The sequence below is a fragment of the Mesorhizobium shonense genome, assembly GCF_040545255.1.
In the GTDB taxonomy this organism is placed as follows: domain Bacteria; phylum Pseudomonadota; class Alphaproteobacteria; order Rhizobiales; family Rhizobiaceae; genus Mesorhizobium; species Mesorhizobium shonense.
Map to the genome: position 1 here is coordinate 1 of NZ_JBEPLM010000006.1, position 12,994 is coordinate 12,994.

At 64.9% G+C, this 12,994-nt stretch carries 11 protein-coding genes; 5 read left to right on the plus strand and 6 right to left on the minus strand.

All coding sequences use genetic code 11. From position 1 onward, the window contains the following. Window positions 1-345: 345 nt before the first annotated feature. On the plus strand, window positions 346-984 hold the full coding sequence (locus ABID26_RS17035; RefSeq protein ID WP_126096806.1) for a CatB-related O-acetyltransferase: 639 nt from the start codon (window positions 346-348) through the stop codon (window positions 982-984). Further along, window positions 981-1,652: a ribosome biogenesis GTP-binding protein YihA/YsxC gene (gene yihA / locus ABID26_RS17040; protein WP_292373937.1), complete on the plus strand. Its 672-nt coding sequence runs from the start codon at window positions 981-983 to the stop codon at window positions 1,650-1,652. Before ABID26_RS17035 ends, yihA begins: the two co-directional genes overlap by 4 nt. Window positions 1,653-1,935: 283 nt before the next feature. Here yihA and ABID26_RS17045 read toward each other — a convergent pair whose 3' ends face one another. Together ABID26_RS17045 and ABID26_RS17050 are read right to left on the minus strand one after the other, a co-directional pair. After that, a complete protein-coding gene (locus tag ABID26_RS17045; protein ID WP_354416003.1) occupies window positions 1,936-4,386 on the minus strand; it encodes a DNA translocase FtsK in 2,451 nt (816 codons plus the stop codon). Between the two features lie 349 nt (window positions 4,387-4,735). Next, on the minus strand, window positions 4,736-5,434 hold the full coding sequence (locus ABID26_RS17050; protein WP_126096803.1) for a TetR/AcrR family transcriptional regulator: 699 nt from the start codon (window positions 5,432-5,434) through the stop codon (window positions 4,736-4,738). A 135-nt stretch (window positions 5,435-5,569) separates the two neighbouring features. On the opposite strand from ABID26_RS17050, the gene ABID26_RS17055 reads away from it, so the two are divergent. After that, on the plus strand, window positions 5,570-6,754 hold the full coding sequence (locus tag ABID26_RS17055; RefSeq protein WP_126096802.1) for an HlyD family secretion protein: 1,185 nt from the start codon (window positions 5,570-5,572) through the stop codon (window positions 6,752-6,754). A 101-nt stretch (window positions 6,755-6,855) separates the two neighbouring features. Next, entirely contained in the window at window positions 6,856-8,430 is a 1,575-nt protein-coding gene (locus ABID26_RS17060; protein ID WP_245460300.1) for a DHA2 family efflux MFS transporter permease subunit, read from the plus strand. A gap of 99 nt (window positions 8,431-8,529) precedes the next feature. Here the strand turns inward: ABID26_RS17060 and msrB are convergent, their stop codons facing one another. From msrB to ABID26_RS17080, 4 genes are all read right to left on the minus strand, one after another. Next, on the minus strand, window positions 8,530-9,033 hold the full coding sequence (msrB, locus tag ABID26_RS17065) for a peptide-methionine (R)-S-oxide reductase MsrB (protein ID WP_126096800.1): 504 nt from the start codon (window positions 9,031-9,033) through the stop codon (window positions 8,530-8,532). Window positions 9,034-9,242: 209 nt separating this feature from the next. Continuing rightward, on the minus strand, window positions 9,243-9,800 hold the full coding sequence (locus tag ABID26_RS17070) for a fasciclin domain-containing protein (RefSeq protein ID WP_126096799.1): 558 nt from the start codon (window positions 9,798-9,800) through the stop codon (window positions 9,243-9,245). Window positions 9,801-9,995: 195 nt separating this feature from the next. After that, entirely contained in the window at window positions 9,996-10,718 is a 723-nt protein-coding gene (locus tag ABID26_RS17075; RefSeq protein WP_126096798.1) for an anti-sigma factor, read from the minus strand. After that, on the minus strand, window positions 10,715-11,254 hold the full coding sequence (locus ABID26_RS17080; RefSeq protein WP_126096797.1) for a sigma-70 family RNA polymerase sigma factor: 540 nt from the start codon (window positions 11,252-11,254) through the stop codon (window positions 10,715-10,717). The genes ABID26_RS17075 and ABID26_RS17080 overlap by 4 nt, the downstream gene beginning before the upstream one ends. Before the next feature lie 144 nt (window positions 11,255-11,398). Here ABID26_RS17080 and ABID26_RS17085 point away from each other — a divergent pair, with 144 nt between their 5' ends. Next, entirely contained in the window at window positions 11,399-12,895 is a 1,497-nt protein-coding gene (locus tag ABID26_RS17085) for an amidase (protein ID WP_126096796.1), read from the plus strand. Window positions 12,896-12,994 lie beyond the last annotated feature (99 nt).

A 12,994-nucleotide genomic window follows, 5' to 3' on the forward strand; every position in this document is an offset into this window, starting at 1 on the left:
AACTGAAACTGAAAGGGCTGGCCCCTGTGCAATACAGGACCCAGCCCTTAAATCTACCAGCTCAATGAACCGTCCAACTTTACGGGGTCAGTTCACGTCCGGGGTTTTTTGTTGCGGCTGGAAACTCAGGCCCGGCATTCCTCGTAGCTATCCAGTCCTCCCCAACGAGCCGGACGGCTTCCGGCGCAGCGACGCCGGTGTTTGGGAGGCCGTCCGGCAGACCGGGGTACCCGCGGCGGGACCCCGGTCTTTTCAGTATTGGAACTGCTCTAAGGTCGGCCCGGTAGACCGGCACATCAAGCATCCCTATAAACTCCCTCTTGTTTCGAGGGTGTGGAACAGCCCATGACCGGACCTAATCCCAACATCAAGCACCCCATCGCGATGCATCCGCGCGTCGGCTTCCTGAAGGGGCTGGTCACCGCGCCGAATATCGAGATCGGCGACTTCACCTACTACGACGACCCCGACGGCCCGGACAAATTCGCCGAGAAATGCGTGCTGCACCACTACCCCTTCATCGGCGACAGGCTGATCATCGGCAAGTTCTGCGCCATCGCCGAGGGCGCGCGCTTCATCATGAACGGCGCCAACCATGCCATGTCCGGCTTCTCGACCTATCCGTTCAACATTTTCGGCCATGGTTGGGAGGAAGGGTTCGACCAAGAGACCTGGTCCAAGGAGATCCGCGGCGACACGATCGTCGGCAATGATGTCTGGATCGGCATGGATGCGGTGATCATGCCCGGCGTGAAGATCGGCCATGGCGCGATCGTTGCCGCGAAATCGGTTGTCACGCATGACGTGCCGCCCTATTCGATCGTCGCCGGCAACGCGGCCAAGGTGGTGAAGATGCGCTTCGACGAATTCACGGTGCGGCGGCTGTTGAAGGCGGCCTGGTGGGACTGGCCGGTCGACAAGATCAGCCGCAACCTCAACGCCATCCGTGGCGCCGACATTTCCAAACTGGAGGCTGCGGTTTGAACGCGCCAAACACGACATCCGATAAAACGACGATCAACACCGACCTGTTCACCCGCGCCTGGATCTTCATCCGTGGTGTGCCGTCGATGAAGTTCCTGCCGCCGGAAGGGCCGCCGGAGATCGCCTTTGCCGGACGCTCCAATGTCGGCAAATCCTCGCTGATCAATGCGCTGGTCGGCCACAAGGGCCTGGCGCGCACCTCGAACACGCCGGGGCGCACACAGGAGCTAAACTATTTCGTGCCGGACGGGTTCTCCGGCGAGGGTGCCGACCTGCCGCCGCTGGCGCTGGTCGACATGCCCGGCTACGGCTATGCCAGCGCGCCCAAGGACAAGGTCGACGCCTGGACGAAGCTGATCTTCGAATACCTGCAGGGACGCGTCACGCTGAAGCGCGTCTATGTGCTGATCGACGCCCGCCACGGCATCAAGGCTAAGGACGAGGAGGTGCTGTCGTTGCTCGACAAGGCGGCGGTCTCCTACCAGGTCGTGCTGACCAAGACCGACAAGATCAAGGCGGCCGGCGTGCCGAAGCTGGTCGAGGAAACGCTGGGCAAGATCAAGAAGCGCCCGGCGGCCTTTCCGGCGGTCCTGGCGACATCCTCGGAAAAGGCCGAGGGACTCGACGAGCTGCGCGCGGCGATCGCGCTGGTGGCGAACGGCGGGTGAGGCGACGCTCGACCGGCGCTACCGCAAGGACCCTTGTGGCAGGGCGGTAATCGCATATGGCGTTCCCCCACTCCGTCTCGGCTTCGCCGAGCCACCTCTCCCCCACATTCGTGGGGGAGAGGAAAAGCCAACCGCGAAGGTCGCAGCCTTGAAAAGCCTGGGTTCCTCTCCCCCATGAACATGGGGGAGAGGTGGCCGCGCAGCGGCCGGAGTGGGGGCTGGCGCCGCCATATACGATCGCTTCGGTCCGTAAGCGCGTCAGACCCGCCCCATCAATCGCTACTCAATCCGTCTCGTCGCGCTCAGCCGCATGATCCCGCCGGCCGGCGAGGATTTCACGCTTGCCGACATGGTTGGGGGTGCCGACCAGGCCTTCCTTTTCCATGCGTTCGACCAGCGAGGCGGCGCGGTTGTAGCCGATGCCGAGGCGGCGCTGGATGTAGGAGGTCGAGCATTTCTTGTCGCGCTTGACCACCTTGACCGCTTCCTCGTAGAGGGCGTCGCCATCCTCCTCGGCGATCGAGCCCTTGTCGAAGACCGGACCGGTGTCGGCCGCCTCTTCTTCCTCTTCCTCGCCGGCAGTGACCGTGTCGAGATATTCCGGGCGGCCTTGCGCCTTCAGATGCGCCACGACGTGCTCGACCTCCAGATCGGAGACGAAGGGCCCATGCACGCGCACGATGCGCCCGCCGCCAGCCATGTGCAGCATGTCGCCCTGGCCGAGCAGCTGCTCGGCGCCTTGCTCGCCCAGGATGGTGCGGCTGTCGATCTTGGACGTCACCTGGAAGGAGATGCGGGTGGGGAAATTGGCCTTGATGGTGCCGGTGATGACGTCGACCGACGGGCGCTGCGTGGCCATGATCAAGTGGATGCCAGCGGCGCGGGCCATCTGCGCCAGCCGCTGGATGGCGCCTTCGATCTCCTTGCCGGCGACCATCATCAGGTCGGCCATCTCGTCGACGATGATGACGATGTAGGGCATCGGCGCGAGGTCGATCTCCCGTTCCTCGAACAGCGGCTCGCCCGTACCCTTCTCGAAACCGACCTGAACCTGCATGACCACGACCTCGCCGCTGTCGCGGGCAGCGGCGGCGCGCTGGTTGTAGCCGTCGATGTTGCGCACGCTAAGGCGCGCCATCTTGCGGTAGCGCTCCTCCATCTCGCGCACCGCCCATTTGAGCGCCGTGACCGCCTTCTTGGAATCGGTGACTACGGGCGTGAGCAGATGCGGGATGCCGTCATAGACGGACAATTCCAGCATCTTGGGGTCGACCATGATGAGGCGGCATTCCTCCGGCTTCATCCGGTAGAGCAGCGACAGGATCATGGTGTTGATGGCGACCGACTTGCCCGAGCCGGTGGTGCCCGCGACCAGCAGATGGGGCATCTTGGCTAGGTCGGCGATGACCGGCTCGCCGCCGATCGTCTTGCCGAGGCCGAGCGCCAGTTTGCAGGCCGTGTTGCGGAAGCCGGCCGATTCGATCAGCTCGCGGAAATAGACCGTCTCGCGTGTTTCGTTGGGCAATTCGATGCCGATGACATTGCGGCCCGGCACCACGGCGACGCGTGCCGAGACGGCCGACATGGAGCGGGCGATGTCGTCGGCGAGCCCAATGACGCGGCTGGATTTCACGCCCGGCGCCGGCTCGAACTCGTAGAGTGTTACGACCGGACCCGGGCGGACATGAATGATCTCGCCCTTGACGCCGAAATCCTCCAGCACGCTTTCGAGCAGGTCGGCGTTCTGTTCCATCCGCTCCTGCGACATGTAGAAGCCCTGGCCTTCCGGCGGCATCTGCAGCAGGTCCTCGGAAGGAAGCGCGTAGCCGGCCGGGGCAGCCGACGGCGCGACCTTGCCGGCGACAGGCAGGGAGGGTGCTGACCTTGCGGTCCGCGCGCTCCTTCCTACGGGAACCGGCGCGGCAGCGGTCGCTTCGGGCGCGCGCGGTTCGGTCTCCGCCGGAGCGGACCGGGCGACAGGCGGGGCGGACGGCACTGTCCCGGAAGCAGGACTTGCAGCCGGCCCATTCGAGCGCCATTCGATGACGCGGTAGAACGACGTCGCCTCGCCCAAGGCGGCGGGGCGGACCTGGCTCGGCTGCGCCGCCGGATGCGCCGGCGCGGGGGCGGTCGGCGGCCGCACAGGATCGTTCAGTCGTGCCCGCGCCAGGCGCTCGGCAAGCAAGGGCATGCTGAACTCGAAGAACGCATCATCGGAAAGATAGGACCAGCGAAATTTCGGCGGTTGCGGTTGTAGCTTCGGCGCCTGCGCGGTGACGGCCTGCGATGGCGTGGCGCTGGCTTGCCGTTGCACCGTGGGAGCGATGGGGGCTGCGGCGGGAATCGGCCGGACCGGATTAGCCGCCGCAGGCGCCGGCGGCACGGGGCGGATGGTATCGTCTCGGGACACCATCGCCTTGGCCGGCGCTTCATCATCCGGTTGCGGTGCAGGCCGCTTATCGGAATCCGGCGTGCGGGTGAACCGCACATTGGGCGCGAGAAAGAAATACTGCTGCCAGGCCGGTTGGCTGAATTCGCCGGCGCCGGCCGAATCAAAGGAGCCGGAGTTCGCTTCGCTCTCAACAGGGGTTCGCAGCGTGACGACCTGCCCCGCTTTCCCTCGCTGCGGCGAATCCGCGCCGCGATCCCGCGCCCTCTCCGGACGATCGTAATCGTCGTTGTCGTAGGTGGAAGCACCGGAAGGATTGGCACGGGAGAAACGCATGGATGTCATTCTCGAGACTCATCGAACGGAGGTGTCCCGAGACATAGGAACCGATGGTTAACAAGCCCTTCCGGCAGGCTCGCGAAGGAGGCGATCGGGAGATCGAAACGCTGGCGGGACAGCACCCCCCTCTGTGCTGCCGGACATCTCCCCCTCAAGGGGGGAGATTGGCGGCTTAGGCGCCGCGCTCTTCTTTCGACGTCGACAATTTTTGCGAAAGCCGAAGCGACATCCGATCTCCCCCCTTGAGGGGGAGATGGCCGGCAGGCCAGAGGGGGGTGCTGTCCCGCGACGCTTCGGATTTCTACACTGCAGCGGCGTTCTCCGCCGAAGGACGACGAACCGACAAGCGCCTAGCTCAGACCGATTCCGATACCTTCTCCTCGGCGGCGAGCTTTTCGGTGCCGTAGGCCTTCAGGAAGACGTTGACGCCGGAGCGGACGACATGCTCGATCTCGGCCGGGCTCGGCGCCTTGGTACGATAAGAGAAGATGCACTGGCGGAAGAGGCCGGCCAGGCACAGCTCGGTGAACTGGTAGGCGGCGAGGTCGACATCGTCGATCGCAAGCAGGCCGCGTTCGACGGCTTCATTGAGGAAGACCATCACCTTGTCGTGGCCGCGCTTCGGCCCGCGCTCGTAAAAGCGGGCGCCAAGCTCGGGAATCCTGTCGGAGGCGCCGACCACCGTGCGCTGCGCCTGGATGACCTTGGCCGAGGTGATCTTGGCCGAGAGCACCGTGCCGAACTTCACCAGCGTCTTGCGCAGGTCCTCGAAATGGTCGAGCACCTCATACATGTTCCTGAAGATGGTGCCGCGCTCTTCCTCGATGAGGGCCTCGAACAGCTCTTCCTTGTTGGCGAAATAGACGTAGATCGTGCCCTTGGAGACGCCGGCCTCGCGCGTGATGTCGTTCATCGAGGCGGCCTCGAAGCCTTTGTCGATGAAGACGCGGCGCGCGCCTTCGATGATCTGGGCCCGCTTGACCGGATCCTGCCCGGCCGCCGGACGGCCTTTGCGCAGGTCGAGCAGATCGCTGTCCGCTGTCGTTTCGACCATTAAAGTCACACCTCACGAAATATTTCGAACCAAGCGGTTCGATTTGCACTTGATATGGGCCTCTTTACACGCTATGTCAATCAGCAATTCGAACCGAACGGTTCAGTCTGACTGACCTACTCCAGAGAGATTACCATGTCCTCGAACGCGCCCGCCACCGCCGAAGTCCGTACGTTTCCCAACGCCAAGGTCCAGCCGTCGACCGAAGCTCCGGAAGTGCCTCTGCAGCCCGTTCCCGTCGCGCCTGTCGAAGCGCCGGTCAAGAAGAAGCGCTCTGTCCGTTCGTTCCTCCTGCCGATCATCGGGCTTGCCCTCCTCGGCGCCGGCTCCTGGTACGGCTACAACTACTGGAGCGACGGCCGGTTCATGATCTCCACCGACGACGCCTATGTCCAGGCCGATATGTCGTTCGTGTCGCCGAAGATCTCCGGTTATGTGGATAAGGTCCTGGTGAGCGAGAATCAGCAGGTCAAGGCCGGCGATCCGCTGTTCGTCATCGACGACGGCGACTATAAAATCGCCGTTGCCCAGGCCGAGGCGCAGATCGCGACCTTGGCGAAGACGCTCGACCGCATCGACGCCCAGACCAAGGCGGCCCAGGCCTCGCTGGCGCAGGCCGAGGCGCAGAAGATCGCCGACCAGGCCGCCGCCGACAATGCGGCGCGCGCCCAGGACCGCGCGGCGCAGCTGCTCAAGACCCATGTCGGCACGCAGGCGCAGCTCGACGATGCCCAGACGGCGCTCGACCAGGCCAAGGCCGCTCTTGCCGGCGCCGACGCGCAGATCACCGCGGCGCAGGCCAATATCGGCGTGCTCGAAGCCCAGCGCGCGGAGCAGGCGAGCACACTCGCCTCGCTGCAGCTCACCCGCGACAAGGCCCAGCGCGACCTTTCCTTCACCGTGCTCAAGGCGCCCTATGACGGCGTCGTCGGCAACCGCTCGGTCGAGCAGGGCGACCTCGTCAGCCCCGGCCAGAAGCTCGCCGTCGTCGTGCCGATGGACAAGCTCTACATCGTCGGCAACTTCAAGGAGACGCAGCTCGGCCGGCTGGTGCCCGGCGAGAAGGTCAGCATCACCGTCGACGCCATCGACGGCCAGACCTTCGAAGGCACGGTTTCGTCGCTGGCGCCGGCCTCTGGCGCGGTGTTCTCGCTGCTGCCGCCGGAAAACGCCACCGGCAACTTCACCAAGGTCGTGCAGCGTGTTCCGGTCCGCATCGACGTGCCGGCCGATGTGCTGAAGACCGGCAAGCTGCGCGCCGGCTTGAGCGTCGTCGTCGCCGCCGACAGCCGCACCGCGCCGGCCTCGACGACGAACTAGGCACTTTTGGGGGGCGGTTCAGTGGCTGATTGAGTGCTGAGCCGCCCAGCCTGTTTCAGGGAGCCCATCAAATGGCAACCGCAACCATCACCGCAGGATCAATGCCTGCACGGCCGGCCGCCGCCGCGCCCGCCGACCATATGCCGGTGCGCCGCGTCATCGCCTTCCTGGCGATGGTGTTCGGCATGTTCATGGCGATCCTCGACATCCAGATCGTCTCGGCATCGCTCGCCGAGATCCAGGCAGGCCTGAGCGCCAGCTCCGACGAGATCCCGTGGGTGCAGACCGCCTATCTGATCGCCGAAGTGGTGATGATCCCGCTGTCAGGCTTCCTCAGCCGGATGCTGTCGACGCGCGTCCTGTTCACGATCGCCGCCGCCGGCTTCACCGCGGCCAGCGCGCTCGCCGCGACCGCGACCAACATCGACCAGATGATCGTCTACCGCGCCATCCAGGGTTTCATCGGCGGCGGCATGATCCCGAGCGTCTTTGCGGCCGCCTTCACCATCTTCCCGCCGTCGCGGCGCGCCGTCGTCTCGCCGATGATCGGCCTGGTGGCGACGCTGGCGCCGACCATCGGTCCGACGGTCGGCGGCTATATCAGCCATGCCATGTCCTGGCACTGGCTGTTCCTGATCAATGTCGTGCCCGGCATCCTGGTGGCGACGGCCGCCTGGTCGCTGATCGATTTCGACAAGCCGAACCTCAAGCTGTTCTCCAAGTTCGACTGGTGGGGCCTCGTCGGCATGGCCGCTTTCCTCGGATGCATGGAATATGTATTGGAGGAAGGCCCGAACCATGACTGGCTGCAGGAGCCGGCCGTCTTTGCCTGCGCCATCATCATGACCATCGGCGGCATCATCTTCTTCTGGCGCGTCTTCACCGCCGAGGAGCCGATCGTCGACCTCCGGGCCTTCACCAATGTCAACTTTGCCTTCGGCTCGCTGTTCTCCTTCGTCGTCGGCATCGGCCTTTACGGGTTGACCTACCTCTATCCGGTGTTCCTCGGCCGTATCCGCGGTTACGATTCGATGATGATCGGCGAGGCGCTGTTCGTCAGCGGCCTGGCGATGTTCTTCACGGCACCCGTTGCCGGCATCCTGTCGAACAAGATCGATCTCAGGCTGATGATGATGATCGGCTTCATCGGCTTCGCCACCGGCACATGGTGGATGACGCATCTCACCGCCGACTGGGATTTTTATGAACTGCTGATCCCGCAGATCCTGCGCGGCTGCTCGATGATGCTGTGCATGGTGCCGATCAACAACATCGCGCTCGGCACGTTGCCGCCGGAGCGGCTGAAGAATGCGTCGGGCCTGTTCAACCTGACCCGCAATCTCGGCGGCGCCGTCGGCCTGGCCGTCATCAACACGGTGCTGATCGACCGCAACGCCTTCCACTACGCAAGGCTCTCCGAGCATGTCGAGTGGGGCAGCCAGGCCGCGCAGACCAAGCTGCAGAACATGACGCTGAATTTCGAGCAGACCGCCGGCCTCGATGCTACCAGTGCCGCGATCTCGAAGCTGTCGGGCATGGTCCATCAGCAGGCGGCGCTGCTGTCCTTCATGGACGTGTTCATGATGCTGACCGTGCTGTTCGCCTCGCTCGGATTTTTCGTGCTGTTCATCAACAAGCCGGCCCAGCAGGGCGGCGGTGGCGGCGGAGGCCATTGAGGAGCCGGAACCCCCGCCTGGCGTCCTCAACGAGTGACCCCGGAAGTCGGCGACGATTTCCGGGGTCATGTCTTTTCCAAAAGAGATCGACGTGCTGCCTCAGGCCGCGGCCGGCTTGAAGCTCAGCGCCACGCCGTTGATGCAGTGGCGCAGGCCGGTTGGCGGCGGACCGTCGTCGAAAACATGGCCGAGATGGCCGCCGCAGCGGCGGCAATGCACCTCGGTGCGGGTCATGCCGAGCGAACGGTCCTCGGTCTTGCCGATGGCGTTGGGAATCTCCTGCCAGAAGCTCGGCCAGCCGGTGCCGGAATCGAATTTCGTCTCCGACGGATAGACCGGCAGGTCGCAGCCGGCGCAGGCGAAGATGCCCTTGCGGTGCTCGTTGAGCAACGGGCTGGTGCCCGGATATTCGGTGCCCTCCTTGCGCAGCACGTCGAAGGCGGCATCGGAAAGGATGGCGTGCCATTCGGCATCGGTCTTGACGACCTCGAAGGTCTCGGCGGCGAGAGCGGGCTTCGGTCCGCCGGTGCGCAACGCCACTCCAGTGCCGATCATCAGGGCGGTCGCGGCCGCGCCGCTCCAAAGAAAGTCGCGACGGTTCATCACCATTTCTCCTGCTGTCTATTTGCCAGATTCAGCGGCCCACGGGAAATCAAAAGGCCGTTGACGCCCCTTTGACGGGCGCTCCGCACAGGGCTCCGATGACGAAGCCACGGCGCGGAGCGGACGCTTACCGATCGCGGAACACACAAACAAAACCACGCGACCGGTCAGAAGGAACTACTGCCTGTTCGTCGACAGCAAGCCTTTCGTTACATCTTCGGCAAGAGAACCTTGTCGATGACGTGGATGACGCCGTTCGACTGGCGCACGTCGGCGATCGTGACATGGGCGACGTTGCCGTTCTCGTCGGTCACGCTGACCTTGCCCTTCTCCGACTTCAGCGTCAGCGCGCAGCCGCCGACCGTCTTGACCTCATGCGCGCCGCCGTCGGCCTTGGCCATCTTGGCGACGTCGGCGGCCAGCGCCTTGGCGGCGATGACGTGGCAGGTGAGGATCTTGGTCAGCTTGTCCTTGTTCTCGGGCTTGAGCAGCGTCTCGACCGTGCCGGCAGGCAGCGCGGCAAAAGCCTCGTTGGTCGGGGCGAAGACGGTGAACGGGCCGGCGCCCTGCAGCGTGTCGACAAGGCCCGCGGCCTTGACGGCGGCGACCAGCGTGGTGTGGTCCTTCGAATTGACGGCATTCTCGATGATGTTCTTCTTGGCATACATCGGCGCGCCGCCGACCATCGGATTGGCGGCATAGGCAACGGCGCCGAGCGCGGAAAGGCCGATCGTCGAGGCAAGCAAAAGGGTGGCGAGTTTACGCATGATATCAGTCTCCTCGGGTTGTTTTTCCCGTCGTTGGGAACGCGAGGAGATACGAGGCATCAAAAACTTAGTTTCGCGAACCTGGAAGATTTTTTCTTCTCCGATCTGAGTTCGAACGCGCTGCACATAAGCGCATATAAATCGCTCATGCCGGCACATGACCGGCAGATAGACTGCGGATAACCTTTGAAATTATCAGATGCCTTTCAGGTCACCTGCGGCGACGACGGGACCCGTCGGCTGGCCGGTCGGCGAACCGCCTGTCGGCTCGAGGCTGACGGCGAGCACAGCGCCCTGCGCCAGCTTCTGCTGGACGGCCGGCGTGACCGCCATGCGCGCGGTCTGACCGGCCGGGATGACGCCCATCGAGACCGGCACGTTCTTGCCCTCGATCATCCACAGCTCGAAGTCCTTGCCGGAGCCGCGCTCACCGGAAACGAGCGAGAGGCCGACCTCGTGACGGGCGGCATCATAGACGGCGAGGTATTTGACGTTGCTGTTGTCGGCGGCGAGCGATGCAACCAGCCTGGTCTCGGGGGGCGGCAATGACGGATTGACGAAAGGCAGGGCGACAAAGACGGCCAAGGCGGCAAGCGCGGCGGCGGCAAGCCCGCGCCAGAAGGCGAGGCTCGACCAGACGGCGGCGCTGGGAGCGGCGGATGTGGCGGCCGAAGAGGCAAAGAGCCGCCGGTCGATCGCCGCCTTGACCGATGCCGGAGGCTCGACCGCCGCATAGGCGGCTGCCATCGGCGCGAAGTGGACCTCCCAGGCATCGACCAGGCGGGCGAACGCCGTCTCGGTGTCGATGCGGCGGGAAACGATCTGGCGTTCGTCGGCCGTCAGAACGCCGAGAATGTATTCGGCGGCGAGCAGGTCGTCGCCTCCGCGTTCCGGTCCGTTGTTTTCCGCCAGCGTCATCTTTCCAGGCATTCTCTAAGTTTGAGCAGGCTTCGCCGCAGCCAAGTCCGCATCGTGTTCAGCGGAACCTTGTGGCGCTCCGCCAGCTCGGCATAGCTTTCGCCGTTGAGATAGGCGCCCCGGACCGCCGCGGCCCGGTCTTTCTCCAATTCGTCGAGACAATGGTGGATGCGTTCGGTCTCGCCGCCCGCGACAGCCATGGCCTCAGGTCCCGGCGTCGGATCGGCGACGTCGAGGGCTGCGTCGATGTTGGCGGAAGGACTGCGCCGCGCCCGGATGCGATCGATCGCATGGTTGCGCGCAATCGCCACCAGCCAGGAAATCGGGCTCAGATCGGAAACCGCGAAGCGGTCCGCCTTCGTCCAGATCTTGACGAAGATCTCCTGAAGCGCTTCTTCCGCGTCGCCCCTGTCCCTCAAGACACGAAGACAGACGCCGAAAAGTTTCCCGCTGGTCTGCTTGTAGAGCAGATCGAACGCAGCCCGGTCCTTCATCGAAGTCCGGACGATCAGCTTGCTGATGTCCTGAGGCCCCATGCAGGCAAATTAGAAGATTGCGATTTATTTGCAACGGGGCGCCGGGCGCGTGGTCCGGCAAAGATTGTCGTGCCGCTAGTCTGTCGAATCCTGATTCCGATTTGCAGCTTCATGCGATAGCCTTGCGCAAAAGAGGGGGCGGCGATGTCGATTGAACGCGTGCTTTGGGAACAGGATGCGACAGGACTTGCCGAGCTCGTGCACAAGAAAGACGTCTCGCCGCAGGAGCTCGTCGACGCCGCGATCGCGCGCGCCGAGGCGACAAGGCCCGACATCAACGCCATAGCCACGCCGCTCTACGATGCCGCCAGGGCGCGGGCGAAAGCGATCGACCGCAAGCTGCCGCTCGCCGGCGTGCCTTTCGCACTGAAGGATCTCGGCATCGGCATCAAGGGCGTGCCGATCCATGGCGGCAGCCGCATTCCGGCCTTCACCGCGGATTTCAACTCGGTGATGGTCGAGCGCTATCTGGCCGCCGGCCTGATCCCGATCGCCACCAGCACCTCGCCCGAGCATGGGCTCAGGCTAATGACGGAATCGGCGCGCTTCGGCATCACCCGCAATCCCTGGAATACCGGCCACACGACCGGCGGCTCGTCGGGCGGTTCAGCCGCGCTCGTGGCCGCGGGCGTGGTGCCGGCCGCGCATGCTTCCGACGGCGGCGGCTCGATCCGCGTGCCTTCGGCCTGCAGCGGCCTCGTCGGCTTGAAGACCTCGCGCGGCCGGGTGCCGCTGACGCCGCTGGTGAGCGAGAGCTGGTACGGCATGGTCGTCGATCACGCCGTCAGCCGCTCGGTGCGCGACACAGCGCTCCTGCTCGACCTGACCCATGGCGCCGACGCGCTGTCGCCCTACGCGGCGCCGGCACCGAAGGGCTCCTTTGCGGCCGCCGCGGCGCGCGATCCCGGCAAGCTCGGCCTCGCCGTCTACCGCAAGTCGCCGCTCGGCCTGCCGATCTCGGCCGAGACGCTTGAAGCTTTGGACACGGCGGTGGCGCTGGCGCGCGAGGGCGGGCACACGGTGGAAGAGATCGACCTGCCCTATATCGGCCGCGAGTTCATGGCCGATTTCTGCAGGAGCGTCGCCTCCGCGGTTGCTGGCATGATGCGGGCCGAGGCGCTGCGTGTCGGCCGTCCCGTCGCCGGCGAGGTCGAGCGCGCGACGCGCGTGCTCGGCCGCCTCGGCGAAATGCTTTCCGCCGGCGAAGTCTATGACGCGGTGCAGCGGCTCAACGCCACCGCGCGACGGATGATCGAGGAGACCGGGCGCTTCGACGCCGTGCTGATGCCGATCATCGCCCATCCGCCGCTCGCCTGCGGCGCGATGGACGCGAAGGGCGCCGACGAGCTCATCGAAAACGCGCTCGACAAGCTGCACCTTACCGGGCTGCTCAGGATCAAGTCGCTGTTCGGCCAGCTGATGGACAAGAGCCTGTGGTTCACCCATTGGCCGGCGATCCACAATGTCAGCGGCCAGCCTTCGATCGCGCTGCCTGTGCATGTCACGGCGGGCGGCCTGCCGCTCGGCATCCAGGCCGCGGGGCGGCCCGGCGACGAAGAGACGCTGCTGTCGCTCGCCGCGCAGATGGAGAAGCTCTCCGGATGGCTCCAGCGCCGCGCGCCGCTCAAGGTGCCGGGCTAGCGCCCACGCATGATTTCATCATTGTGACCGCAAAGCCGTTTGCGGCCTGGGGCAATTCCCGCTAAGACGCCGCCATTCACGCCAAGCCGGGATCATATC

Coding starts and splice junctions, on each gene's coding strand:
- ABID26_RS17045 (WP_354416003.1), bottom strand. CDS start 4,386: ATGACATCCATGCGTTTCTCCCGTGCCAATCCTTCCGGTGCTTCCACC.
- ABID26_RS17085 (WP_126096796.1), top strand. CDS start 11,399: ATGTCGATTGAACGCGTGCTTTGGGAACAGGATGCGACAGGACTTGCC.
- ABID26_RS17070 (WP_126096799.1), bottom strand. CDS start 9,800: ATGCGTAAACTCGCCACCCTTTTGCTTGCCTCGACGATCGGCCTTTCC.
- ABID26_RS17035 (WP_126096806.1), top strand. CDS start 346: ATGACCGGACCTAATCCCAACATCAAGCACCCCATCGCGATGCATCCG.
- ABID26_RS17060 (WP_245460300.1), top strand. CDS start 6,856: ATGCCTGCACGGCCGGCCGCCGCCGCGCCCGCCGACCATATGCCGGTG.
- ABID26_RS17075 (WP_126096798.1), bottom strand. CDS start 10,718: ATGACGCTGGCGGAAAACAACGGACCGGAACGCGGAGGCGACGACCTG.
- msrB (WP_126096800.1), bottom strand. CDS start 9,033: ATGAACCGTCGCGACTTTCTTTGGAGCGGCGCGGCCGCGACCGCCCTG.
- ABID26_RS17055 (WP_126096802.1), top strand. CDS start 5,570: ATGTCCTCGAACGCGCCCGCCACCGCCGAAGTCCGTACGTTTCCCAAC.
- ABID26_RS17050 (WP_126096803.1), bottom strand. CDS start 5,434: ATGGTCGAAACGACAGCGGACAGCGATCTGCTCGACCTGCGCAAAGGC.
- ABID26_RS17080 (WP_126096797.1), bottom strand. CDS start 11,254: ATGGGGCCTCAGGACATCAGCAAGCTGATCGTCCGGACTTCGATGAAG.